Annotated in this window: 24 protein-coding genes; 18 read left to right on the top strand and 6 right to left on the bottom strand. The window is 69.6% G+C overall.

Annotated features, from left to right (window positions below; genetic code table 11):
- Positions 1–455 precede the first annotated feature (455 nt).
- A complete protein-coding gene (locus tag MON03_RS16995) occupies positions 456–716 on the top strand; it encodes a hypothetical protein (protein ID WP_175328405.1) in 261 nt (86 codons plus the stop codon).
- A gap of 34 nt (positions 717–750) precedes the next feature.
- Here the strand turns inward: MON03_RS16995 and MON03_RS16990 are convergent, their stop codons facing one another.
- Positions 751–1,251: a DUF4396 domain-containing protein gene (locus tag MON03_RS16990; protein ID WP_242089656.1), complete on the bottom strand. Its 501-nt coding sequence runs from the start codon at positions 1,249–1,251 to the stop codon at positions 751–753.
- Positions 1,252–1,455: 204 nt separating this feature from the next.
- On the opposite strand from MON03_RS16990, the gene MON03_RS16985 reads away from it, so the two are divergent.
- From MON03_RS16985 to MON03_RS16975, 3 genes are all read left to right on the top strand, one after another.
- The gene (locus tag MON03_RS16985) at positions 1,456–1,911 is read left to right on the top strand and encodes a hypothetical protein (protein WP_242089654.1); all 456 of its coding nucleotides are present in this window, start codon (positions 1,456–1,458) and stop codon (positions 1,909–1,911) included.
- Positions 1,912–2,020: 109 nt separating this feature from the next.
- Complete coding sequence (locus tag MON03_RS16980; protein ID WP_175328403.1) at positions 2,021–2,617, top strand: DUF305 domain-containing protein; 597 nt, start codon at positions 2,021–2,023, stop codon at positions 2,615–2,617.
- 378 nt (positions 2,618–2,995) lie between these two features.
- Complete coding sequence (locus MON03_RS16975) at positions 2,996–3,709, top strand: M23 family metallopeptidase (RefSeq protein WP_031273604.1); 714 nt, start codon at positions 2,996–2,998, stop codon at positions 3,707–3,709.
- Positions 3,710–4,762: 1,053 nt separating this feature from the next.
- Here MON03_RS16975 and MON03_RS16970 read toward each other — a convergent pair.
- On the bottom strand, positions 4,763–5,518 hold the full coding sequence (locus MON03_RS16970; RefSeq protein WP_022903853.1) for a DeoR/GlpR family DNA-binding transcription regulator: 756 nt from the start codon (positions 5,516–5,518) through the stop codon (positions 4,763–4,765).
- Complete coding sequence (locus MON03_RS16965) at positions 5,505–6,452, bottom strand: ribokinase (protein ID WP_022903852.1); 948 nt, start codon at positions 6,450–6,452, stop codon at positions 5,505–5,507. Before MON03_RS16965 ends, MON03_RS16970 begins: the two co-directional genes overlap by 14 nt.
- Positions 6,453–6,606: 154 nt before the next feature.
- Between MON03_RS16965 and MON03_RS16960 the strand changes: the two genes are divergently transcribed.
- The 6 genes from MON03_RS16960 to MON03_RS16935 all read left to right on the top strand — a co-directional run bounded on the left by MON03_RS16960 (position 6,607) and on the right by MON03_RS16935 (position 13,078).
- Positions 6,607–7,566: a sugar phosphate isomerase/epimerase family protein gene (locus MON03_RS16960; protein ID WP_022903851.1), complete on the top strand. Its 960-nt coding sequence runs from the start codon at positions 6,607–6,609 to the stop codon at positions 7,564–7,566.
- An 80-nt stretch (positions 7,567–7,646) separates the two neighbouring features.
- Entirely contained in the window at positions 7,647–8,912 is a 1,266-nt protein-coding gene (locus tag MON03_RS16955; protein ID WP_204620595.1) for an MFS transporter, read from the top strand.
- Between the two features lie 62 nt (positions 8,913–8,974).
- Positions 8,975–10,015, top strand: a complete 1,041-nt coding sequence (locus MON03_RS16950) for an ABC transporter substrate-binding protein (protein WP_175328399.1) — start codon at positions 8,975–8,977, stop codon at positions 10,013–10,015.
- Complete coding sequence (locus MON03_RS16945; RefSeq protein ID WP_242089653.1) at positions 10,012–11,568, top strand: sugar ABC transporter ATP-binding protein; 1,557 nt, start codon at positions 10,012–10,014, stop codon at positions 11,566–11,568. The genes MON03_RS16950 and MON03_RS16945 overlap by 4 nt, the downstream gene beginning before the upstream one ends.
- A 10-nt stretch (positions 11,569–11,578) precedes the next feature.
- Positions 11,579–12,628 carry an ABC transporter permease gene (locus MON03_RS16940; protein ID WP_242089651.1) on the top strand — a complete coding sequence of 350 codons (1,050 nt, stop codon included), beginning with the start codon at positions 11,579–11,581 and terminating at the stop codon, positions 12,626–12,628.
- Positions 12,629–12,631: 3 nt separating this feature from the next.
- Complete coding sequence (locus MON03_RS16935; protein WP_242089649.1) at positions 12,632–13,078, top strand: RbsD/FucU family protein; 447 nt, start codon at positions 12,632–12,634, stop codon at positions 13,076–13,078.
- 276 nt (positions 13,079–13,354) lie between these two features.
- Here the strand turns inward: MON03_RS16935 and MON03_RS16930 are convergent, their stop codons facing one another.
- Entirely contained in the window at positions 13,355–14,011 is a 657-nt protein-coding gene (locus MON03_RS16930; protein ID WP_175328396.1) for a helix-turn-helix domain-containing protein, read from the bottom strand.
- 144 nt (positions 14,012–14,155) lie between these two features.
- On the opposite strand from MON03_RS16930, the gene MON03_RS16925 reads away from it, so the two are divergent.
- The 7 genes from MON03_RS16925 to MON03_RS16895 all read left to right on the top strand — a co-directional run bounded on the left by MON03_RS16925 (position 14,156) and on the right by MON03_RS16895 (position 20,832).
- Positions 14,156–15,574: a uracil-xanthine permease family protein gene (locus MON03_RS16925; RefSeq protein ID WP_242089647.1), complete on the top strand. Its 1,419-nt coding sequence runs from the start codon at positions 14,156–14,158 to the stop codon at positions 15,572–15,574.
- On the top strand, positions 15,571–16,287 hold the full coding sequence (locus tag MON03_RS16920) for a cysteine hydrolase family protein (protein ID WP_022903840.1): 717 nt from the start codon (positions 15,571–15,573) through the stop codon (positions 16,285–16,287). Before MON03_RS16925 ends, MON03_RS16920 begins: the two co-directional genes overlap by 4 nt.
- Positions 16,242–17,579, top strand: coding sequence for an MFS transporter (locus tag MON03_RS16915; RefSeq protein ID WP_350355059.1), 1,338 nt, complete (start codon positions 16,242–16,244; stop codon positions 17,577–17,579). Before MON03_RS16920 ends, MON03_RS16915 begins: the two co-directional genes overlap by 46 nt.
- A 70-nt stretch (positions 17,580–17,649) precedes the next feature.
- Entirely contained in the window at positions 17,650–18,018 is a 369-nt protein-coding gene (locus MON03_RS16910; RefSeq protein WP_022903838.1) for a hypothetical protein, read from the top strand.
- A 234-nt stretch (positions 18,019–18,252) separates the two neighbouring features.
- Positions 18,253–18,441 carry a hypothetical protein gene (locus tag MON03_RS16905; protein ID WP_242089644.1) on the top strand — a complete coding sequence of 63 codons (189 nt, stop codon included), beginning with the start codon at positions 18,253–18,255 and terminating at the stop codon, positions 18,439–18,441.
- Positions 18,442–18,525: 84 nt separating this feature from the next.
- Positions 18,526–19,833, top strand: a complete 1,308-nt coding sequence (locus tag MON03_RS16900; protein ID WP_242089643.1) for a PQQ-dependent sugar dehydrogenase — start codon at positions 18,526–18,528, stop codon at positions 19,831–19,833.
- A 393-nt stretch (positions 19,834–20,226) separates the two neighbouring features.
- Positions 20,227–20,832 (top strand): GNAT family N-acetyltransferase, encoded by a 606-nt coding sequence (locus MON03_RS16895; protein ID WP_242089642.1) that lies wholly within the window; start codon positions 20,227–20,229, stop codon positions 20,830–20,832.
- Positions 20,833–20,845: 13 nt separating this feature from the next.
- On the opposite strand, the gene MON03_RS16890 is transcribed toward MON03_RS16895, so the two are convergent.
- Positions 20,846–21,208, bottom strand: a complete 363-nt coding sequence (locus MON03_RS16890; protein WP_175328389.1) for a hypothetical protein — start codon at positions 21,206–21,208, stop codon at positions 20,846–20,848.
- A 151-nt stretch (positions 21,209–21,359) separates the two neighbouring features.
- Here MON03_RS16890 and MON03_RS16885 point away from each other — a divergent pair, with 151 nt between their 5' ends.
- Positions 21,360–21,785: a hypothetical protein gene (locus MON03_RS16885; RefSeq protein WP_242089641.1), complete on the top strand. Its 426-nt coding sequence runs from the start codon at positions 21,360–21,362 to the stop codon at positions 21,783–21,785.
- 40 nt (positions 21,786–21,825) lie between these two features.
- Here MON03_RS16885 and MON03_RS16880 read toward each other — a convergent pair whose 3' ends face one another.
- The gene (locus MON03_RS16880) at positions 21,826–22,503 is read right to left on the bottom strand and encodes a hypothetical protein (protein WP_242089640.1); all 678 of its coding nucleotides are present in this window, start codon (positions 22,501–22,503) and stop codon (positions 21,826–21,828) included.
- Positions 22,504–22,633 lie beyond the last annotated feature (130 nt).

Raw genomic sequence — 22,633 nt, 5'->3', positions numbered from 1 at the left:
ATGATCAAGCACCCGAATCGCGGCGCAGGTGGCTCTTCCTGAGGACACCGGACGTGGTCCATACGGGTGGGTTTTCTCGGGTCTCGCTGCGGAGGGCGCCCCGCCCAAGACCGAAGGGTGGCGGCGGCATAATCCGGTTTGGCCCCGACGCGATCGACCGATCACTGAGCCAGGAGGTAGTGGCCTCTCGTTTGCGCCCCCATTCTGACGGAATTGGCTTCGTTGCACCGGACGCCCAACTCGCCGTCGGGCCTACGAAGTCGGACGATCTAGTTGGCGGAAATCGCAGACAAGATGTGGCGGAGACCCGATTGCGCGCCCGATTCCGGACCATCTGCTGGTGTCGTCGACACTGTGTTGTCGTCCGCCAGCTAACTTGTCCTACTGCCACGTAGCGTGTCCTGAAATACGGAGTTGGACAGGGTGTTTGGCAGCGCGGACAGCCACGTCGACTAGTGATGGTCCTCGCCGGCTATGCCGTCGAACTGCTGTTCACCCCGCTGGGCCTCGTCCCTACGAATCGGCATCTGAGCATCGTGGCGACCTCGATCAGCTGGAACTACACCACCTGGCTCAACATCGTGTTCCTGCTGATCGCGGCGTTCCTGCTGGCCGTGTTCATCCGCAGCGGCTCCTGGTCGATGCTGCGGATGATGAAGGGCGCACCCTACGACGGCGGCCACGACCACCCCGCACACGAACACTCCCACGCCTGACCGCGCGCCGCGATCGAGTTGACTAGCGGACCAGTCAGTGGTGGCCGTGGACGACGGCGTGCCCGAGGCCGCGGCTGATCATCCACCGGTTCACGGGCGTGGTGATCACGAATGCGATCGCGAGGGAGAACAGCAGCGCCGTCCAGAACAGCCAGTCGCTGAGCTGCGCGTCCATCGCGCCGGGGATCGCAACGATGACGGTGTTGTCGATCAGCTCCATGACCGCGATCGACACGGTGTCCGCGGCGAGAGCGACCTTGAACGCAGCGCCGAGGCTCAGACCCGACTTGATGACGCCGCGCATGGTGAGGGCGTAGCCGAAGATGAACGCGAGGACGATTGACAGGACGATCGTGCCGGCGTTGTGGAAGCCGGCGGCGGTGCCGATGACCATGCCGAGGACTTCACCGATTGCGCAGCCGGTGAGGCAGTGCAGCGTCGCTTGCGCAGCCATCGACCACGTCGTCGTCCCGTGCCCGCCGCTGTGGCCGGCGTGCTCGTGTCCGCTCATCTGGTGGTGGTCGTGCGTGTCCATGCTGCTCCGATCTGGCGCGGTCGACGCCAACAGTTCACATATACCCCTAGGGGGTACCATGCGTTGTAACGCGAAACTCCGCGCGATGTTCCCGGTTCGGCCGGTCGCGGCGGGTTCGGTGTGAATCCGGACACCAGGTTGCCGCCGCCCGCGCGGGTACCGCACCATAGAAGCGCTCACTCCACCCGTTTGCTCGAAAGACTGATGCTCACCACCACCACCTCACCGCGTCGCCGGCTGCTGTTGCAGGCAACGGCGACGCTGGCGTTGCTGCTGCTGGTCGGGTTCACGGTCCTGATGCACACGATGGCCGGGCACACCGCCGGCCACGAGCACTCGATGGCGACTCCCGCGATCACCGCCGAGCACGGCCACGGCGCGGCCGCCGGTCACGGCGAGCACGTAGCTCCTGCGACTGCGGTGCTGACGGTCCTCACCGACGCGGGCTGCGACAGTGGCCTGTGTGCGCTGATGTGCTCGTTGATGGGGATGGCGTGCGCGCTGACGATCGTGCTGTTCACGTGGGCGCTGCTGCGTGCACGGACCGGCGGCATCCTCGCCCTGCTCGCGCGGCTGCTCGCGCTGGCTGACCGGCTGCCGCGCCGCATCGCGGCACCGAGACCGCCGTCACTGACGGCGTTGCAGATCATCCGCATCTGATCCGCCCCCAAGCGGGATCCCACCCCCGATGGGTGGCCTCCGCATGCCCAGATCCGGGAGGCGTCCGCCTGGCCGGAACACCTGACGCATTCACGGGAACGGAAAGATCATGCACACCACCACCACGCGTACGCTCGCGATCGCTGCCGCACTGACCCTCGGCCTCACCCTCGCCGGCTGCTCCACCAGCAATAGCGGCTCCGACACGGGCTCCTCGTCCTCGTCGACGGCGGCTGCATCGGCGCACAACGACCAGGACGTGATGTTCGCGCAGATGATGCTGCCGCACCACAAGCAAGCGGTCGAGATGAGCGACATGCTCCTGGCCAAGGGCTCCGGCGTCGACATCGACGTCGCCAGCCTCGCGAAGCAGATCAAGGCCGCGCAGTCCCCGGAGATTAAGCAGCTCACCAGCTGGCTCAAGGGTTGGGGCGAGCCGGTCGAGTCGGAGCACTCCGGGATGGGGCACTCCATGTCCGGGATGATGTCCGACTCCGACATGAGCGACCTCGACCAGGCGTCCGCGAAGGACGCCGGGAAGCTCTACCTCGAGCAGATGGTCCAGCACCACAAGGGCGCCGTCGACATGGCCAAGACCGAAGTCGACAAGGGCAAGAACACCGACGCCGTCGCGATGGCGAAGTCGATCGTGTCGAGCCAGACCGAGCAGATCACCCAGATGCAGGACATGCTCGCGTCCCTCTAAACCCCGGCGTGGGTCGCGGCAGGCTCCCCCCTTCCTGCCGCGGCCCACGACCGGCCACACCTTCTCCCCCTGCTCGACTCGCGTTCGGGCACCCCACGTTTCGGCCCGACGGCCCACCCCTCCTGGAGCCTGCCCGTGCCTCAGCAGCACCCCCAGACCCCCACGATTCCCGCACCTCGGACGCGCCGCGAAGCCCTCGCTGCCGAACGCGCCGCCGCAGTCCCGACCGCCAGCCGCACCCGAACCACGACGACCACTGCCGCTGCCCGGCTGGCGCTGCGGCCACTGCCGACCGTCGCGGCTGTACCCCTAACACCGGCCCGCTCACTGCGGTCGCGCGTTCTCGCCGCGGTCCCAATCACTGGTGCCGCGGCCGCGATGGCGCTGTTCACCGCTGCCGCAGCGCTGCCCGCGCAGGCCACGACCGGCCCCGCAGCAGTCGTGCCCGGCGTCGCTCCTGCCACCACCGGGCAGAGCTTCACCGCGTCCGGGCTGGCTCTCGCGGTCGACCGCGACGGGTACACGATCACCAAGCCGACCCCGAAGCCCGTCATCACCAAGACAGCACCCGCCTCACGGGCCGCGTCAACCGGGGGCGCACCGGCCTCGACGAAACAGAGCGTTCCCACGACCACGGGCGGCACGATCGTGAACACCGGAACCGGCGACATTCGCTGGCCCATCGCCGGAACCATCACCGTCAGCTCACCGTTCGGTCCGCGAAGCGCCCCGTGCGCGACCTGCTCGTCCATCCACCAGGGCGCGGACCTCACCCCCGGCGCCGGCACCCCCATCGGAGCTGTCGCTGCCGGCACTGTCCGAGTGTCGACAACGCACCCCGAGTACGGGCAGTACGTCATCATCGACCACCAGATCGACGGTCGCCTCGTGTCCACCCTGTACGCGCACATGATCTTCGGCTCCTCGCCGCTCCGACCAGGCGACACCGTCGCCGTCGGGCAGCTCGTCGGCCTCGTCGGCAACACCGGAGCGAGCACCGGCGCGCACCTGCACCTGCAGGTCATGCCCGGCGGCACCACACCCATCGACCCGATCCCGTGGCTCACCGCCAACGCCGGACGAACGCTATAGCACCTGGCCCCAGTGATGTCCGGCCAGCCATCGGTTATCGGACACCTAGTCGTGCCAAGGCAGCGTAGCTTCGGCTCATGTTCGCAGCAGGAGCAGAGGGTTGGTGGTGGGGCCTGCTCATCCTGCCGGTCGTCGTAGCAATCGGCTTCTACCGGGATCGCCGCAACCGGCGGAAGTGACCGCTGGCCGATCGTCCATCGAGACTCGGCTTACATCAGGACAAGCAATCTGGCAGTAGCACCGGACACCGACCCCGTGGCGGGAGCGTCGCCGCGCCAGCCCCGGACAGGCTGGCCGGCGGCCGACATGTGTCGTGAACGGAAGCCGGTCGGCCACCGGGACCTTCGGTCACGTCGCGGGTGCGGTGGGTCTGACGCCCTCGTTCGTCTTCGGGTGGACACGGGAGGGTCTGCGCCGCGGGCGGGTCCGGCGCGCGGCGCGCCCCCGCACCGTCGATCGCTGCGGTGACGTAGCCAGTCGGCTACGAGGTCGCCCCCGACGAGGCCCGCCGGCTTGCCGAAGTCGTCCTGCATGTGCGGCTGCTGCACGTGGCGCGCGTTGTCCGGCCCGACCTCGGGCGAAGCCGTACACGGCCACCGGGGTGGTCGAGGCCAGGACGTCGGCGGGGCGCTGGCCGTCGGAGACGGTGTCTTCGGTGGTGCTCCCGGCGACTGCCTCCTTCGTGTCGAAGTGACTCGGTACGTGTGCTCCGGACCACTGACAACGCGAGGAACGCCGAACGCTCCTCTGGATGTTCGGAATGCCCCGATGCACGTCCGAAAGAACCATCCGCCGTTCGGTTCTGGTGCTCGTGGTCGAGGTGATGCGCCTCGGCTCCTGACGACTGGGGACGTCGTCGTCCTCGCCTCCGGTGCCGCCCGCTCGCTCTCGAGCGCGCCGGGCGTCGCGGTCCACTCGTGCGACGTTGCTGCTGCCGAGGGTGCCAGGCGCCGCGGTGACGTCCTCCGTCTGGGCGAGGGGGAAGACCGGGCGCAGCAGCTCCGCTTCGGGCGGCGGCAGGTCCTCGGTCGGTGTGCCGCCGCGTCGGTGAGGTCAGGAAGACGTGCTGCTCGTCAGTGCGATCACGGCCGCACCGGCGTGCTGCAGGACATCGTCATCCGCGTCCGTGATCACGGTGCAATCGGCAAGCGTGAACGCGTGACAGAGAGACACCTGGTTGAACTTGCTGCTGTCCGCAAGCACGTAGGTGTGCTTGCTGTGCGCCTGCACGATGCGCTTCTTGTTCGCCTCGCGTATGTCGAACGTCGTCACCCCGGCGGCCGCGTCGATACCGGTCACGCCGATGAACGCCTTGTCGAAGTACAGGTCAGCGAGTTCCCGATCGGTGATCGGACCGGCCACGGAGCCGATCACGGGCAACACGTCCCCACCGAGAGCCGTGACGGTGACACCCGGCGACAGCGGCAGGTTCAGCGCATGCGTGTTCGACGTGATCACGTGCACTCGCGAACCACGGAGCGCCCGCATGAGCTCGGTCGCGGTCGTGCCCGAGTCCACGTAGACGGTGTCACCGTCGGAGACGAGCGCGGCGGCGGCTTCGGCGATCGCGGTCTTCTGTGCGCGGTTGATCAAGGACTTCGTCGCGACCGGCACCTCGCTCGCAGCGTCCTCCAGCCGGATCGCGCCCCCGCGCAAGCTCACGATCCTGCCCGTGTCCTCGAGGGCCTTGATGTCCCGGCGTACCGTCGACGGCGACGCGCCCGTGACGTCGATCAACGCCTCGATCGTCACCGGATCACCGGCGGCGGCCTGTTCGAGGATCAGCTGGTGTCGCTCAAAGGACTTCACTGGTGAGCACCTCGCGAGTTGGCATGCTGGACTGCGCACCGACACCCTCGACCGTGATCGACGCCACACGGGTCGCATCGACCGCGGCAGCTACGGGGTCGGACCCGTTGACGAGCGCATCGGCGAACGCACCGATGAACGAGTCACCGGCGCCGGTCGAGTCTACGGCGTGCGTGGGGACGGCCTCGATGAACTGGACACTGGTGCCGTCGGCGACGTAGCACCCACGGCTCCCGAGTGTGAGGACCACACCCCGGCAGAAGCGCTGCAGGTCGACCACCGCACGCCGCATGGCCGTGTCGTCGCGAACGTCGCCGAGGTCACGACCGAGGTAAGCACTTGCCTCGTCCTCGTTCACCACGAACCACGTGCACCGGCGCGTCACACGCTCGGCGACAGGCCGAGCGGGAGCGGCGTTGAACACGACCGGTACGGCAGCGGCTGCCGCCAGCTCGACGGTCCGTTCGTTCGCCTCGGCAGGGATCTCGTTCTGGATCACGACCACGCCGGCGTCCTGGAACAGCTGCGCGTTCTCATCGATCCAGCCTCGGTCGACTGCCCCGTTCGCACCCTCGACGATGGTGGCGTACACGTCGCCCTCGCCCACCACGTGGACGATGCCCAACCCGCTGGACTCTTCGGTCGGCCGCATGTGACAGTCCACGCCCTGGCTCCGCAGGTTGTCGAGACACTGTCGGCCCAGACCATCAGCACCGCAGGCGCCGATGAACCGGACCGTCGCCCCGAGTCGCGCAGCCTGGACAGCCTGATTCGCACCCTTCCCTCCGAACGCCCCCTTCGCCCCGGCCGCAGCGAAGGTCTCGCCGCGGCGGGGGAGTCGGTCCTGGGTGACGATGTAGTCGTAATTGACGCTCCCGACGACCAAGACATCCGTGCCTGCCATGGGGACCTCCACCTCGTTGTGCTCGCTCATGCTCCAGCGCGGAGCGGTCGTGCGGCAAGCGGATCCCTGACCGCGTTGCCCGACAGGGAGTGAGCCTACGAAGATCTGACGTTCGTTGTCAAAGTTGAAGACGCAAAAAGAAAAAACTTGACCAAAGTTGTCAGACCGAGCTAGCTTCGCCGTCATGAAGTTCGCAACGCGCCTCAACTCCTTCGTCAGCGGCGGCGATGTCCCCGCTGCTCTCCGCCGCATCGCCGCGACCGAGGGCGTCGACTACGTCGACCTCAACTACCCCGAGCACTTCGAGAGCGTCGAGCCTGCGGCCATGAAGGCGCTCCTGGACGAACTCGGCTTGACGCTGAACGGCAACGCCACGCGCTTCCGCAAGCAGTTCGTCGCCGGTGAGTTCAGCAACCCGGACGAAACGGTCCGTCGAGCGGCGATCGACCTGGCGAAGGACGCGATCGACGCCGCCGCGACCTGCGGCAGCGACCTGCTCACCGTCTGGCTCGGATTCGACGGCTACGACTTCACGTTCCAGAAGGACTACGCGGCTGACCTGCAGCGCATCGTGTCCGCTTTCCAGGAACTGGCCGACCACCGCCCGGACTTCCGGATCAGCATCGAGTACAAGCCGTACGAGGAGCGTGTGCACTCGATGATCAACAGCTTCGGCCAGACGCTGGACGTCATCACCCGCATCGACCGCCCGAACCTTGGGGCGACCCTCGACTTCGCGCACATGCTGATGGCTGGCGACCAGCCTGCGTTCGGGGCGTCGCTGCTCCTCGAGCAGGGCAAGCTCTTCGGGATCCACCTCAACGACGGCAACAACGCGCACGACGACGGTCTCATGATCGGGTCCATCCACCCGTTCGAGACCATGGAGATGATCTACTTCCTCCTCCGCCACGAGTGGGACGGGGTCATCTACTTCGACACCTTCCCGATCCGCGAGGACGCGCAGGACGAGGCGGAGACCAACCGCGCCACCGTCGAGCTCTTCTTCGAGAAGGTCAAGGCCGTCGGTGTCGACCGCATCACCGAGGTCATCCGCTCGCAGGACGGCATCGCAGCGCAGCGACTGCGCAACGAACTCCTCGGCATCGGCTCGTCGAAGTACCAGGGCGAACTCGCCGTCTGACCATGATCCCGGCCGGCGCGCACTCCCGCGCCGGTCGGCCTCGCCTCTCCTCCCGATGGTGTGAACAGAAAGGCTCCCTCGTGAACCGCGTCCTCGACCGCATAGGACTGCCCCGAAACCTCGTCTGGGGCTACATCGGACTCGTCCTCTTCATGGTGGGTGACGGCGTCGAGCAAGGATGGATCTCGCCGTGGCTCGTCTCACGCGGCGTCACCGTCCCCGACACCGCCGCCCTGATCACGGTCTACGGAGTGACCGTCGCGATCGCGGCTTGGTTCTCGGGCGTCCTCGTGCAGACCATGGGGCCGCGCAAGGTCATGCTCCTCGCCCTCGCCGCGTTCTTGATCGGCAGCGTCGGGTTCATCGGGTTCGGCGTCACCACGCTCAACTGGCCGGTGATGCTCGTCTTCTACGCGATCCGCGGGCTGGGCTACCCACTGTTCGCGTACTCGTTCCTGACCTGGATCAACTACAGCGCCCCGCTGGAACGCCGTGGCCTCGCTGCCGGCTGGTTCTGGTTCATGTTCTCGCTCGGCCTCAGCGTCATCGGGCCGTTCTACTCGTCACTCGCCTTGCCCGCACTCGGGCACATCGCGGTGCTCTGGACCGGCCTGGCCTTCGTCATCGTCGGAGCACTCGTCGCGACGATCGCCAACCGGGCAACCGTCCCGTCAGAGGAGATCCATCCGTTCAGCGCGCGCGAGCTGTCGAAGGCGGTCACCCTGATCGGACGACCGACGATCTCGATCGGTCTCCTCGTGAAGACGATCAACGGGTTGGCGCAGTACGGCCTGCCGGTCTTCATGCCGATCTACCTCGCGTCCTTCGGCTACACGACCACACAGTGGCTGCAGATGTGGTCGCTCGTGTTCACCGTCGCGATCTTCGCCAACCTGTTCTTCGGCTACGTCGGCGACAAGATCGGTTGGCGACGCACGATCGGCTGGGTCGGCGGAGTGGCCTACTCCGTCGTGCTCGTCGCGGTGTTCCTCGCGCCGCACCTCATCGGCCACAACGTGGCCCTGATGACGATCGTGCTCTGCCTGTGCGGCGTGACGATGGCCGGCTTCGTGCCGCTGTCCGCACTCTTCCCGCTGCTCGCGCCGGACAACAAGGGCGCAGCCATGTCCGTCCTCAACCTCGGAGCCGGACTCTCCGCGTTCGTCGCACCAGCCCTCGCCGGTCTCTTCTTCGGATGGTTGGGCGCAGGCGGCGTCCTCGGCATCTACGCCGGGTTCTACCTCCTCAGCGCGATCCTCACCCCCTTCCTCAAGACCCCCGGCGAGAAGGCGTCACCCGACGCTGCTCCCGCGATCCGTGACGAACCCGTCCCCGTCAACAACTGAACTCCCTCCCACACCCACCCCGCGGCACCAGCGTGTGCGGCGCCTCCCAGAAGGTCAACGCAATGGCGCGAACCAGAACCGTGTTCTCCCTCTCCCTCGTCGTGGCGATCGCACTCGTCTCAGTGGTCGGCGGCGTCGTCGGCGGACGAGCCACCGTCTCGAACGCCGACGCGCGTAGCTCCGGATCCGCAGGTGCGGCCGCCGGAGTGAAGGTCGACGTGATCATCCGGGCAACCGACTCCGAGTACTGGCAGACCCTCCTCGCCGGTGCGGAAGCAGCAGCCAAGGACTACGGAGTCGACGTCAACACCTTCGGTCCGACATCGGAGACCGACATCGCCGGCCAGGTGCAGCTCGTCGAGAACTCCGTGGCGCGCGGAGCGGATGCGATCGTCGTCGCACCCAGCTCGGGCGAGGCCCTGAACGCGTCCGTCAACGCAGCCCGGAAAGCCGGCATCAAGGTGATCACCGCCGACACCCGCGTCACCGCCGACGTCGACGGCCACATCGGAACCAACAACGAACTCGCCGGAACCTCCGCTGGCGAGAAGATGTGCAAGCTCCTGACCGCCCAGGGGACGACCACCGGCAAGGTCCTCGTCGAAGCGCCGATCGCCGGCATCGAGGCGAACCAGCAGCGCGACGCAGGATTCCGGTCCGGTCTCGCCGAGGACTGCCCGAAGATCGACGCGAGCCTGCAGAACTACAACAACAACGACATCAGCACGGCCGCGTCGCAGGTGAACGACGCCATCTCTGCCCACTCGGACCTGGTGGGTGTCTTCGCGGACAACAACAGCTCCGGCGTCGGAGCGGCAACGGCGATCAAGGACAACAAGGCAGCGGACACCATCCCGGTGGTCGCCTTCGACTCCGACCCGGCCGAGAACGCCGCGCTCGAGGCCGGCACGATCGACGCCCTCGTGGTCCAGAACCCCTGGTTCCTCGGGTACCAGGGCGTCGTCGAAGCGGCCATGGCCTCCCAGGGACGCATCCCGCCGGCAGTCCTCGATCCCGGAGTCGCCGTGGTCGACCGCGACAACATGAACGACGCCGCGATCAAGACCCTGCTCAAGCCGCAGACCGCCGAGGTCGACAAGTGACGATCGTCGAGCCCGACGGGGCCGCAGTCCTGGAACTCATCGACGTCTCCAAGGCGTTCGGCACGGTCCAGGCCCTCAGCGGGGTGTCCCTGAAGCTCGTCGCCGGCCAGGTGCACTGCCTGGCAGGTGAGAACGGCGCCGGGAAGTCCACCTTGATCAAGATCCTCACGGGCGCGCTGCACCGTGACTCGGGACGATTCGAGATCGACTCCGAACCCGTGACCACCGCGACACCGTCGGTGCTGCGGGCCGCGGGGGTGCAGGCCGTGTACCAGGAGCTCAGTCTGTTGCCGCACCTCTCGGTCGCCGAGAACGTGTTCATGGGCAGACTCCCCTCCAGGTCAGGACTCGTCCGTGCCGGCGAGCTCCGCGACCGGTGCCGAGTCGCGCTCGACGACCTCGGCCTCGTCGAAGTCGATCCTTCGGCGACGGTGGAGCACCTGCCCGCGGCGACGAAACAGCTGGTCGAGGTCGCCAAGGTCGCGACCGCCGATCGAGTCAAGGTCATCGTCTTCGACGAGCCCACGACAGCGTTGACCGAAGCGGAATCGGATCGGCTCCTCGAGCAGATCCGACGGTTCAGAGCAGCAGGCGTCGCGATCCTCTACATCACGCACCGACTCGAGGAGATGTTCGCCATCGGAGACTGGGTCACCGTGCTCCGTGACGGGGAACTCTCGCAGAGTGGGCCCCTCTCCGACTACACCGAGGACACCCTCATCACCGCGATGGTCGGCAGGGACGTGACTGCGCTCTACCCGGACGAGGAGCGCGAGGAACGCTCCGAGCGCCTCACCGTCACCGGTCTCCGGCGAACGCCGGACAGCCCACCGATCGATCTCGTCGCCCGGGGTGGCGAGATCCTCGGCATCGGCGGCCTCCTCGGCTCGGGGCGCAGCGAGCTGCTCCTGAACATCTTCGGGTCGGACCCGATCACGGCGGGCGAGATCCGGGTCGACGGGCGGGTCGTCCGGCCGGACGGCCCCCGGACCATGATGGACGCCGGTGTTGCGCTCCTCACCGAGGACCGGAAGGTCCTCGGACTCCTCCCCGAACTCTCGATCAGGGAGAACGTGACGATCGCGAGCCTCCGGACCGGTTCGCGGAAGGGGCTCCTGCCCCGGAGGTCACAGATCAGCGAGGCTGATGCACTCCTCGACAGCCTCCGGATCCGAGCCGGCTCGTACGACCAGCCCGTGTCCTCCCTCTCCGGCGGTAACCAGCAGAAAGTCCTCCTCGCCCGGTGGTTGCTCACCAAACCCAAGGTGATCATGTTCGACGAACCCACGAAGGGCATCGACATCGGCGCGAAGGGTGAGCTGTACGACGTCATCAACGGCCTCGCCCGGCAGGGTCTCGCAGTCGTGGTCGTCTCCTCCTACCTCCCCGAGCTCCTCGGTCTCGCCGACCGCGTCGTCGTGCTCCGCGAGGACGCCATCGCCGGTGAACTGCCCCGCGGGGCATCCGAGGAAGACGTCCTCCAGCTCGCCAGCGGTGTCACGCCGTCCCCCCGCAACGACCGATCCGACAACGCCGTCGGACAGAACACCTAGGGAGAAGCCCATGCCGAAACTCCTCTGGCGCGAAGCCATCGAGACGACCACCATCCGCACGGTCCGGGACAGTGGCACCCCCTTCACCGCGAGGATCAGCCCGAAGCCGAGGGTCGCCACGCTCGGGAGCATCGCCGGCCGCGAGAGCGGCGTCCTCGTCGTCCTGCTCGTCGTCTTCGGCGCGCTGACCCTGCTCAGCAACGACTTCCTCACCGCGAACAACCTGGCGAACCTCGCGCGACAGGTTTCGATCTACGGCATCATCGCGATCGGGCAGCTCCTCGTGATCCTCACCGGCGGGATCGACCTGTCGACGGGATCGATCCTCGGCCTGTCCGGCGCGGTCACCGCACAGCTGATCGTCGACGGCGTCCCGGTCGTCCCCGCGATCGCGCTCGGACTCCTCATCGGCGCCGCCCTCGGCCTCTTCACCGGGTTCGTCGTCACGCGCTTCAAGCTGCCACCGTTCATCGCGACCCTCGGCATGCTCGGCATCGCCCGCGGCATCGTCCTCGTCATCACCAACGCCAACACCGTCCAGGGGCTGCCCGACGGGTTCCAACAGCTCGCCAACGGCACGGTGTTCGGCGTCCCCAACCTGCTCATCCTCTTCGCCCTGGTCGCCGCGGCCGCCGCGTTCGTGCTCAGGCGGACGGTGTTCGGGCGCTACGTCTACGCCGTCGGGTCGAACGCGGAAGCTGCACGTCTCGCCGGCGTTCCCGTCAAACTCGTGACGGTCTCCGTCTACGTCATCGCCGGCCTGCTGTCCGCCGTCGGTGGCATCCTGCTCACCTCACGTCTCGGTGCCGGTGTGCCGACGGCTGGCACGGGTTTCGAGCTGCAGGCGATCGCTGCGTGCGTCATCGGCGGTGCCAGCTTGTCCGGGGCTCGCGGGAGCGCGATCGGTGCTGCCTGCGGGGCGCTGCTCATCGGCGTGCTCAACAACGGCGGCAACCTCCTCGCCGTGAACGCGTTCTCCCTGCAGATCGCGATCGGCGCGCTCATCCTCGTCGCGGTGGCCTTCGACCAGCTCAACAACCGTGCCGCTGCGAAGGAGTGACCGATGCTGAAGGGCATCGACCCGGTCCTGAACGCCGAGGTGCTGAGCGTCCTGATGGCGATGGGCCACGGCGACGAGGTGCTGGTCTGCGACGTCAACCACCCAGCAGCGTCCATCGCCGCACACACCGTCCACGGCAGCGTCGTCCACATCGCGGGATGCGGTATCGAGCGTGCGACGACCGCCATCCTCTCCCTGCTCCCACTGGACACGTTCGTCGATGCGCCGATCCGGCGTATGCAGGTCGTCGGGGCACCGGATCGGCTCGTCGACGCGCACCACGTGATGCAAGGGGTCGCTGACGAGGCTGCCGGCGGGTCGGTGACCATGGAAGCGCTCGCACGGTTCGACTTCTACGAAGCCGCGCGCGGAGCGTACGCCGTCATCCGGACATCCGACCCCGGCCCCTACGGCTGTTTCCTCCTCCGCAAAGGGGTCATCGACGCATGAACAGGCACCATCGAGACGCATGAACAGGCACCATCGAGATGCAGGCGTTGGGGACCGCCGTCGGTTCGGTTGATTCGTTCGTCCCGGCCGTGAGTGCGACCTGTGGGTTGCTGGTCGGTTCGTACTCGACGGGCGTCGGCTTCCCGAGGCCGCGTCGTCGACGGCTGCGGCGGTCGGTGCCCTCGAGCCAGTGCACGATCGCGTTGCGGACGTCGACCATCCGCCCCTCAGGGCAGCGCGTCACCCGACAGTGATCGACAGGCGGCCCGCGGCGCGTCAGAGCCGGCGCAGGTTGATCCACACCGCCCGCGCCGGCCGGTCGGACACGTTGCTCACGAGGTGCGCACGCCGAGCACTGAACTGCGCCACGTCGCCCGCTGCGGCGGAGAAGATCTCGCCCCCGAGCTGCAGTTCGAGCTCACCCTCGAGCACGACCCCGATCTCGTCACCCGGGTGCTGGGACGGCGTCCGGGCGTGGGAGGTGTGCGGATCGAAGTCGTCGACGTAGACCTCGATCCCCAGGTCTGCACGGTAGGCGGCGGTCCGTCGGTTCAGGCCACCGTCTGTGACATCGCGGATCTGGTCGCGGAACTCGACGATCGGCGAGTCATCCGCCCCGCTCTGCGCGAAGAGCGTCGTGATCTGCACCCCGAGGGCCCGCGCGATGGCGTGCAGGGTCCCGAGTGACGCGGTGGTCCGACCACGCTCGACGGTGCTCAGCATCGACAGGCTCAGCGACGTGCGCTCGGCGAGGTCCTGCAGGGTGAGCTCGTTCTTCAGGCGCAGGGCCCGGATCCGCTCCCCGATGCCGGCGACGACGGCGTCGAGGTCCTCCCCGGTCGGAGTCGACGGCGTCCACGACGTCGATGCCGGAGCGACAGCATCGTCACTGCTCGCGGACGCGTCCGGACTCGTCGGTGTCGATGCCTGCATGCGTCCATCTTCGTCGGCGTTCCACGCCCGCGGGAACCGGTGCGCCAGTGTTCACACAAGGAAACACGGCTGCAACAATGCGAATGTAACTTTTCGCATCAGAGTGAAACGTCCTGCTCGACCCCGACACGCAGAGGACTCCTGATGACCACGCACGCCGCCCCGCCTGCTCCGCCCGCCGACGCACCCGCGCCCTCCGTCCTCTCGGTGGGGTTCGGCGAGCGTCTCCCAGCCGGCCGCACGGCCCTCTTCGCGGTCCAGCACCTGTTGGCGCTCACCGGCATCTGGGTCTTCCCGAACGTCATCGGCAGCGCACTGAAGCTGTCCTCCGACGAGGTCGCGCTCATGATCCAGGCGTGCTTCCTGCTCACGGGCGTCGTGACGATCCTCCAGTCGAGCCGCGTGTTGAAGCTCCCGATCGTGCAGGGCCCGACCGCCGCCTTCATGGTCGCGATCATCTCGTCGGGCGCCACCTACGGCCTCGGGACGGCCTTCGGTTCGATGGCGGTCGCCGGTCTGGTCTTCATGCTCCTGACGATCCCGCTCAAGCGCTTCGGGCTCTTCGGACGCGTCAGTGCGTTCGTGTCCTCGCCGATCGTCCTCGGCACGCTCTTCGTCATCATCGGAGCACAGCTCGCGTCCATCGGGGCCGGCGGATGGTTCGGCACGGCCGGGTCGCCGTCCTACGGCCTGCTCGCGCTCGTCGTGACCATCGCCACCGGGCTCATCGTCCTGCTCTGCCTGGTCCTCGGCACCGGGATCCTCAAGCGTGGGGCGGTCTTCTGGGGGATCGTCGGCGGCAGCGTGGTGGCACTCCTGGTCGGCCAGTGGTCGTTCCCCGACCTCTCCGCGGCTCCCCTGGTCGGCGCGCCCCACCTGCTGCCGTACGGCTTCGGCGTCTCGCTGCCGGTCGTGGTCCTCATGCTCGTCGCGTTCCTCCAGGCCGGCACGGAGTCCATGGGCATGTACACGATGATCGCCAGCTGGGGCGGCGAGACCGTCGACACCGCCCGGGTGAACCGCGGCCTGTTCGCCGAGTTCGCCGGCACAGTGCTCGGAGCGCTCTTCGGCGGCATCGGCACGACGTCCTACCCGGAGAACGCGGGCATCGTCCGGGTCTCCGGCATCGGCAGCCGCTTCGTCACGATGACCGCCGGCGGGATCGCCGTCGCCCTGGCCTTCTTCCCCCCGGTGAGCCTGTTCCTCGCGGGGATCTCCGGACCGGTCCTGTCCGCCGCCACGACGATCCTGTTCGGGATCATCGCGGTGAGCGGGATCCAGATGCTCGCCGCGGTGCGCTGGGACGACCTGAACCTCGCCGTCGGCGCCACCGCGTTCATCGTCGCCCTCGGCGCGCAGTTCATCCCGACCGCGATCTCATCGGCGCTCCCGTCGTCGGTCGCGACCGTCGTGACGAGCCCGATGATGATGGGCATGTTCCTGCTGCTCGGCCTGCACGGGGCGGTCAACCACGGCCTCCGACCACTCCTCGCCCGTCGGGGCCAGCCGCGCCGCGTCGTCGCCCCGCTCGTCCCCCACACCGAAGGGAACCCCTCCGCATGACCACGATCACCGTCCACGGCACCGAGCGCACGGCCGACCCGCAGGGGTCGCTCCGCGACTGGTTCGACCCGACCCACACCGCGATCGTGTCGATCGACATGCACGAGGGACACCTGTCCGAGGACCCGGCCTGCCCGTGCCCGGCTCCGCGCGGGCGCGAGATCGTCGGTCCGATCGACGACTTCCACCGTGCGGCCCGCGCGCTGGGGATCCCGGTCGTGCACGTCCGGTCCGAGCTCCGCGCCTCCGGCATCGACGACGTCCGGGGCACGTCCGACAGCGCGTGGCGGACGACGTTCCCGCAGCACGTCGGACCCATCCCGGGCGCCGCGGAGCACGCGCTCGCCGGCAGCCGGTGGACACGCTTCGTGACCGAGGTCGAACCGCAGGACGAGATCGTCACCGGGAAGAAGCGGCTCTCCGCGTTCTACCCGACCGACCTCGACTTCCTGCTCCGGCAGATGGGCGTCCGTGCGGTGGTGCTCGACGGCATCATGGCCGACTGCTGCGTGCTCAACAGCGCCTTCGACGCCTCCAACCTGGGGTACCGGGTGTCCGTGCCGTCCGACCTGGTGCGCGGCACCGACGAGGGCCTCGAGCGTGCTGCGCTGTCGATGGTGTCGCTGCACCTCGGCGTGGTGACCGCATCGGCCGAGCTGCTCGCCGCGTGGGCGTCCGCCGCGGTGCGCAGCCCGGGGCACCTGACCGCGTGACGGCGATCGAGGAACGGGGGGTCCGACCGGCCACGGGGCGTCCCGTCCGCGGGTCGTCGCCCGTCCCCGCCGCGGTCGTCACGGTCGGCACCATGGCGCTGGCGACCGTGCCCACACCGCTGTACCCGGTCTACGCACGGACCTTCGGCATCGACGAGACCGGCACCACCGTGCTGTTCGCGGTCTTCGCGCTCGGGGCCGTCGCCGGGCTGTCGATCGTGCGGACGCGGCGCTGCGCGCACTGGGCGGTCCGGGACCGCATCGTCACCGCAGCACTGCTCGGTGCCGCGGCGGCGGTGGTGCTCGCCGTCGTCCCCGGGCTGGTCGCCTTCGCCCTGGGTCGTCTGCTGAGCGGCCTCGGTGTGGGGATCGCCGCCGCGAGCGCGGTGACCTTCGTCACCGACCGCGCCCGCGCCGGTGGACGGAACGTCCGGTTCTGGGACGCCGTGACGCCGGGGCTCGCGATGACCGGCTTGTCGCTCGGGCCCGCCGCCGCGGGCCTGGTGGTCGGGACCGGTGCGCTCCCGCGGTGGGGACTGTACGTCGCGATCGCAACCGTCCTGATGACGAGCGCTGCCCTGCTCGCACACCGCGCCTCCCGTCCGGTCGCGCCGCAAGCGACCAACGACGGGCCACAAGCGACCAACGACGGGCCACAAGCGACCAACATCGAGCAACAGCCAGCGGCCGGACCGGACGTCCGCCCACGCACCGCACGGTGGCCCGACCGCCTCGGCGCGTGCACCGCGTTCGCCGTCACCGGCTGTTTCGGCGCACTGACACCGCACCTGCTCTCGGGAGGTCACCACCAGCCGAGCGCCACCGCGGTCGGGGTCGTCGCAGCACTGCCGTTCCTCGCCGGAGCGATCGGCGCCACCGTGCTGGCCGGGCGAGGCCGGTGGGCGTTCCCGCTCGTGGTGACCGGACTCGTCCTGGTGGCGGTGGCCACCCGGGCGTTCCCCGGGACCGTCCTCGGCACGGTCGGGTTCGCGGTCGGAGCCGCGATCGCCGGTGCGGGTGCCGGCATCCTGTTCAGCCGCTCGCTCGGCTCCGCACTGCGGAACGCGCCACCGGAGCACCGGGCTGTCGCCGCGTCCGACACCTTCACCTCCGCGTACGTCGGCCTGGCGGTGCCGGTCGTCGCCCTCGGGACGCTGCTCGGTGTCGTGCAGCCGTCCGTCGTGATCGTCGCGTTCACCGCCGTCCTCGCGGTCGTCGGGACGGTCCTGACGCTGCGGCCCGGTTCGCACCTCCGGGACGCGGCGGTCCGGCAGCGCACGTCAGCGCTGTGACGCCACCCGGTCCGGCCCGCCGCGTGGGACCCTGGTACCCCCTGCTGGACGAACCAAGCGAGGAGCCCCGATGGCGTCCCCCACCCGACGCGCACCGCTGAGCGAGCGCGCTGCCCTGTGGAACCTCACCCTGATCTGGGTCCTCACCGTCGTCGGACTGCTCGCGGCGATCGGGTGCGCCGGCTACGTCTTCAACGAGAACCTCGTCGCGTACAACACGTGTGCTGCCCGCTCGGCGAGCTGCAGTGATGCCGGCTGGTTCACCAGCATGGGCGTCGCGCTCGTCGGGGGTTTCGGAGCGGTCCTCACCGGGGGTGCGGCCGGCGTGCGCGTCCACCACCGCTCCAGCGGCGTCTGGTGGCCGCTCGCAGGACTGGGTGTGGTCCTGCTCTCGACGGCTGTCGCCGTCGTGCTCCTCAAGGCCCTGACCGGGACGTAGGTCGTCGGGCAGCGGCGAGCGTCCCTCGCGACCCACCACCGGACGGGAGGCACGGCACCAGCCCGCCCCGTGCCTCCAGTCTGACCCGTGCCCGGCCGGGCACCCGACCAGCGCGACGGGACACACGCACCAGCCGACGAGCCTGAGTGCCGTCCAGGAGCCGCAGGCACGATGAACTTCCACGACCAGCGGTGGTGCACCGGAGCACCGGCCGCCGAAGCACAAGGAGGACCCATGTCGGACACCAGCAACGCGCAGGACGACAGCTCCCTCGACGTCCCCACGAACGACGAGGACGGCACGCCCAAGCCCGGCGGCCTCGGCGACGACTCGACCATCCCGAACCACCCGGAGGGCGTCGCCGCCGGCTTCTCGGAGACCGACTCGCACTTCAACCACGAAGAGGACCCGGAGCACGACTGACCCGACGGCTGTCGACGCCATCCGGACTGCGCACCCTGCCGGATCGTCGTGACGGACCCCGGGAGCGAGGCCTAGCCTCACCCTGTGTCGACCGTGACGAAGCGCCTCGTCGGTGCTGCTGCATCGGTGCTCCTCGTCTGCGGGATCGCCGCGTGCACCGGCGGCGGGACGGTCCAGGGCGACCCGACCACGGGGAACCCGTCGGCCGGGTTGCACACGGCGCGCCTGTCGGTCGCGGAAGGCGCTGACGCGGGCAAGGCCGCCGGACGGTCCCTCCGTGTGCCGACGGGCTGGCGTGCGGAGCTCTGGGCCGATGCTCCCGGCGCACGCATGGCGGCCTGGTTGCCCGACGGCAGCATGCTCCTGACGACGGGTGACCGGGGGACGCTCCTCCGCCTGGAACCCCGGGCGGACGGCCGTGCCCCGGCGGTCGAGGAGCTCGCGACCGGGCTCGACGACCCCCAGGGCATCGCCGTGACCGAGCAGGACGGTGCGACCGTCGTCGTCCTCGGCGAGGGCCCCCGCATCGACACCTGGCACTACCGGGACGGCAGGCTCTCCGACCGTTCGGTGCTCGTGGACGACCTGCCGACGGGTGGGCACGGCGGGAAGTTCGTCGCCGTGCACGACGGCTTGGTCGCGTACGACATCGGCTCCGCGTCGAACAGCGACGGCTCGGACCGACGCGACCACCCGGACCGCGCGGTCATCCGGCAGGTTCGGCTCGACGGCAGCGACGACACCCTGCTCGCGACGGGCGTCCGCAACGGCGAGGGACTCGGCTACGCCCCGGACGGGACCCTGTTCGCGGCGGTGAACCAGGCGGACAACCAGCCGTACCCGTTCCGGGACGACACCGGGCAGTACGGGAAGCGCGTGCAGTCCTACGTGGACGAGCACCCGAACGACCAGGTCACCCGGATCACGCGCGGCACCGAGCTCGGGTGGCCGTCCTGTCAGCCGGACTCGCGAGGGAAGCCGGACCTGCTCGACCTCGGGTACGTCGACGATCCGACGAACAACCCGGACGGGACGGCCCTCGACTGCTCGACGGTGTCCCGCACGATGGTCGGCCTGCCGGCGCACAGTGCCCCGATCGGTTTCGTGTTCACGCACGGGAGCGCGCTGCCCGCCGCGTTCGACGAGGGCGCCCTCATCACGACGCACGGCTCGTGGAACCGCGAGCCGCCGCGTCCGCCGTCGGTGTCGTACAGCGCGTGGGACGTCGACGCCCGGACGCTCGGGCAGCCGCGGACGATCGTCGAGGGGTTCCAGGACGCGGACGGCTCGCGCTGGGGGCGTTCGGTGGACGCGGTCCCCGGCCCGGACGGCTCGCTGTACGTGACGGACGACACGGCGGGGCTCGTCTACCGGCTCACGCCGCCCGCGTGAACCGGACGCCGCGACATCGCGATCCGGACGTCCCGGTGGCCGGCGCGCGGAGCGCGCCGGCGGTGATGTGCGGCGCAGGTCGGACGCGCTGACGGGTGTCGCGGTGACCGGCGGCGGCCGGGAGGCGCGGGGCGGCGCCGCAACGCGCCTCCAGGCCGGTGCTCGGTCGCGGCCGCGCCGCGCTCGCGATGTCCCGGTTCCGGACGGGCGCCGTCGGTCGGGGTCATCATCGGGGGATGGACTGTCGAAGGCATCGCAGCACGGCGCCGCTCGGGATCACGCTCTCGGTCGTCGCCGACGCAGCCGACCGCGATCGACGGGTCGTCCGGGACCGGCTCGACCGGACGTCCGGTCGGGTGCGGGGCGCATCGCCCGCGGAGGATCGGGACGTCCATGACCGATGACCTCGCGACGACCACCGCCGCCCTCGTGGTCCGGCCCCTCGACGCCGCCACGTGGGACGCCTTCGCGGAGCTGTGTGCGTCGAGCGACGGCTACCCGAGCGGCTGCTGGTGCATCGGCTTCCACGAGGAGGGCACCACGCGGGACGCTGCCTGCAACCGGGACCGGAAGCGGGACCGGGTGCTCGCCGGCACGACCCACGCAGCGCTCGTCCTCGTGGGCGACCGGTGCGTGGGCTGGTGCCAGTTCGGCCCCGTGTCCGAGGTCGTCCGGATCAAGAACCGCCGCCAGTACGAGTCATCCCAGGACGGACCGCTGCCGGACTGGCGCATCGGCTGCAACTACGTCCGCGCCGGACACCGTCGTCAGGGCGTCGCGACGGCCGCACTCCACGGAGCCCTGCGGATGATCGCCGAGGCAGGGGGTGGACGGGTCGAGGGGTACCCCGAGCCGGCCGGCGCCGTGCCCGCAGGTTTCCTCTTCCACGGCGTGCTCTCGACGTTCGAGCGTGCCGGCTTCGTCCGCGACCGACCGATCGGCAAGCACCGGTGGGTCGTCGTGAAGACGGTCGAGCCCACAGGTCCTCCCACGGGCTAGGGGCGCGTGTCGCTCAGGGGCGCTCGTCGACGAGGGCGACGAACCGGCTCCCGATCCCCTCGACCTCGTGCCGGGTGAACCCCGCGGGCGGCTCGGGTGCCTGGTAGGTCGCGTGGTAGTCGCACATCAGGTGGTCCCAGTCGGGCCACCACTTCTTCGGTCGGGCCTCCTCCGAGTACCCGCAGACGACGCACTCGAGCCGCTGCCAGACCTTCTTCGTGCCCGTGCGGTTCGCGCGCGACTGCACGAGCCAGGCCGGCGGGTCCTGCTCGATCGCGTCGAGCTCGGCCTCGCTGAGCCGCGCCGGCAGCCCGTGACGAGTCGCCATCTCGAGCGGGATGTCGAGCCGGACGGCGGCCTCACGTCGGGAGAGCATCGGTCCAGGATAGGCCGGGCGGGCCGTGCGACCGCGCCACTGCCCGGCACCCGCCGAGCTCCAGCCCGCGCCGCGCCGGGGTCGCCTGTCGGCGGACGACTGCGGATGCCGCACGTAGGGGAGCCGCCGCTCCCCGTGCCACGATGACGAGGTGCCCGGAGCTGAACACGATGCGCTGATCGCCGCCGCTGAGTCGGTACCGACCCCGACGTGGAGCGACCGGGCCCTGCTCGCTTGCCTCCGGAAGCTGCGCGACGGCGGTCCCACCGAGTGGCGGTCGATCACGGTCCACGACGGGTGGCCGCTGCGGGACACCGACGGCTTCTGCATCGTCTACTCCTGGCCCGGACTCGGCCCCGTCGGACTCCGGGCTGCCCTCGAGGGGAGCCGCGACGCCCCGCTCTGGGCGGACGGCGTGTACTCGGAGCCCTTCGCCGGCGACGAGCCCACGCCGGAACAGTTCGGGTGGGAGATCGCCGACTTCGGCGTGGCAGAACCGCTCGGCACGAGGGCCGCCCGGCTCGTCCACGACGATGCCGGCATCGGCTGGTGGGGCGTCGCACCGCTGCCCGTCTGAGCGTTCGTCGCAGCGCACACAGTCTGCGGCCACCGCCCGATCAGGTGATGACGACCTGCGCGTTGACCAGGATCTCGTGCAGATCGTCGCGCAGCACGTCGCGGGACGGCACGACGATCTCCACCGTCAGCGCCACACCCGGGCGGGAGAAGGCACGGGCCACGGTCGCGGTCCACTCCCCGTCGGCCTGCCCGGCGATCGACAGGAACTGCGCGGTACCCCCACCGGCGGTGGGCAGGAGCTGTTCCTCGATGCCCTCGACCGGAGCGCCGGCCGCACGGAACAGCTGCTCGGTCGCGGCGCGGTCGTCCATCGTCGGGTCGAGGCCGGTGACCCGCTGCTGCGTGACCGTCGCCACGGCGCCGTCCGAGCGGGTGTACTCGGTCGAGCCGGCGCTCGGGTCGGAGCGGGTCAGCTCCCAGTTCTGCAGAGAGGACACCGAGACGCCGAACGCGGGCAGGCGGGTGGGCGAGAGCTGCGCGCCGTCCTCGAACGTCAGGTCCTCGGGCTGCGCTCCGGCCGCGGTGCCGCCCACTCCGTCGGACGCGTCCGCCTCCGCCGTCGGAGTGGGCGTCGGCGTCGGCGTCGGCTCCGGTGCAGCCGTGCGCGACGCAGCCGTCGCGTCACGCGGGCCGGTGTGTGCGGTGCTGCACCCGGTCAGCGCGAGTGCGCCGACGACGAGCACGGCGCCGATGGTGGTCGTCCTGGACATGGTCATGGTGTGTTCCCCCTGGTCCCCGCCGTGCGCCCCTCGCTCGGGCGGGTCGTCCACGAGCATACGGTCCGCCTCCTCCGAAGGATGCACGTCCCGGAGGAGCGTCCTTCCGCCGGTCGTCCCGCGCTCGCCG

The sequence above is a fragment of the Curtobacterium sp. DN_7.5 genome, from assembly GCF_022655355.1.
Lineage (GTDB): Bacteria > Actinomycetota > Actinomycetes > Actinomycetales > Microbacteriaceae > Curtobacterium > Curtobacterium luteum.
This window is presented reverse-complemented; position numbering and strand designations above follow the sequence as displayed.

What these genes read in the sequence shown, in the direction of transcription:
- MON03_RS16990 (WP_242089656.1), bottom strand. Translation starts at nt 1,251, where the DNA reads ATGGACACGCACGACCACCACCAGATGAGCGGACACGAGCACGCCGGC.
- MON03_RS16935 (WP_242089649.1), top strand. Translation starts at nt 12,632, where the DNA reads ATGCTGAAGGGCATCGACCCGGTCCTGAACGCCGAGGTGCTGAGCGTC.
- MON03_RS16965 (WP_022903852.1), bottom strand. Translation starts at nt 6,452, where the DNA reads ATGAGCGAGCACAACGAGGTGGAGGTCCCCATGGCAGGCACGGATGTC.
- MON03_RS16920 (WP_022903840.1), top strand. Translation starts at nt 15,571, where the DNA reads ATGACCACGATCACCGTCCACGGCACCGAGCGCACGGCCGACCCGCAG.
- MON03_RS16980 (WP_175328403.1), top strand. Translation starts at nt 2,021, where the DNA reads ATGCACACCACCACCACGCGTACGCTCGCGATCGCTGCCGCACTGACC.
- MON03_RS16925 (WP_242089647.1), top strand. Translation starts at nt 14,156, where the DNA reads ATGACCACGCACGCCGCCCCGCCTGCTCCGCCCGCCGACGCACCCGCG.
- MON03_RS16895 (WP_242089642.1), top strand. Translation starts at nt 20,227, where the DNA reads ATGACCGATGACCTCGCGACGACCACCGCCGCCCTCGTGGTCCGGCCC.
- MON03_RS16890 (WP_175328389.1), bottom strand. Translation starts at nt 21,208, where the DNA reads ATGCTCTCCCGACGTGAGGCCGCCGTCCGGCTCGACATCCCGCTCGAG.
- MON03_RS16880 (WP_242089640.1), bottom strand. Translation starts at nt 22,503, where the DNA reads ATGACCATGTCCAGGACGACCACCATCGGCGCCGTGCTCGTCGTCGGC.
- MON03_RS16940 (WP_242089651.1), top strand. Translation starts at nt 11,579, where the DNA reads ATGCCGAAACTCCTCTGGCGCGAAGCCATCGAGACGACCACCATCCGC.
- MON03_RS16910 (WP_022903838.1), top strand. Translation starts at nt 17,650, where the DNA reads ATGGCGTCCCCCACCCGACGCGCACCGCTGAGCGAGCGCGCTGCCCTG.
- MON03_RS16950 (WP_175328399.1), top strand. Translation starts at nt 8,975, where the DNA reads ATGGCGCGAACCAGAACCGTGTTCTCCCTCTCCCTCGTCGTGGCGATC.
- MON03_RS16960 (WP_022903851.1), top strand. Translation starts at nt 6,607, where the DNA reads ATGAAGTTCGCAACGCGCCTCAACTCCTTCGTCAGCGGCGGCGATGTC.
- MON03_RS16930 (WP_175328396.1), bottom strand. Translation starts at nt 14,011, where the DNA reads ATGCAGGCATCGACACCGACGAGTCCGGACGCGTCCGCGAGCAGTGAC.
- MON03_RS16905 (WP_242089644.1), top strand. Translation starts at nt 18,253, where the DNA reads ATGTCGGACACCAGCAACGCGCAGGACGACAGCTCCCTCGACGTCCCC.
- MON03_RS16975 (WP_031273604.1), top strand. Translation starts at nt 2,996, where the DNA reads ATGGCGCTGTTCACCGCTGCCGCAGCGCTGCCCGCGCAGGCCACGACC.
- MON03_RS16985 (WP_242089654.1), top strand. Translation starts at nt 1,456, where the DNA reads ATGCTCACCACCACCACCTCACCGCGTCGCCGGCTGCTGTTGCAGGCA.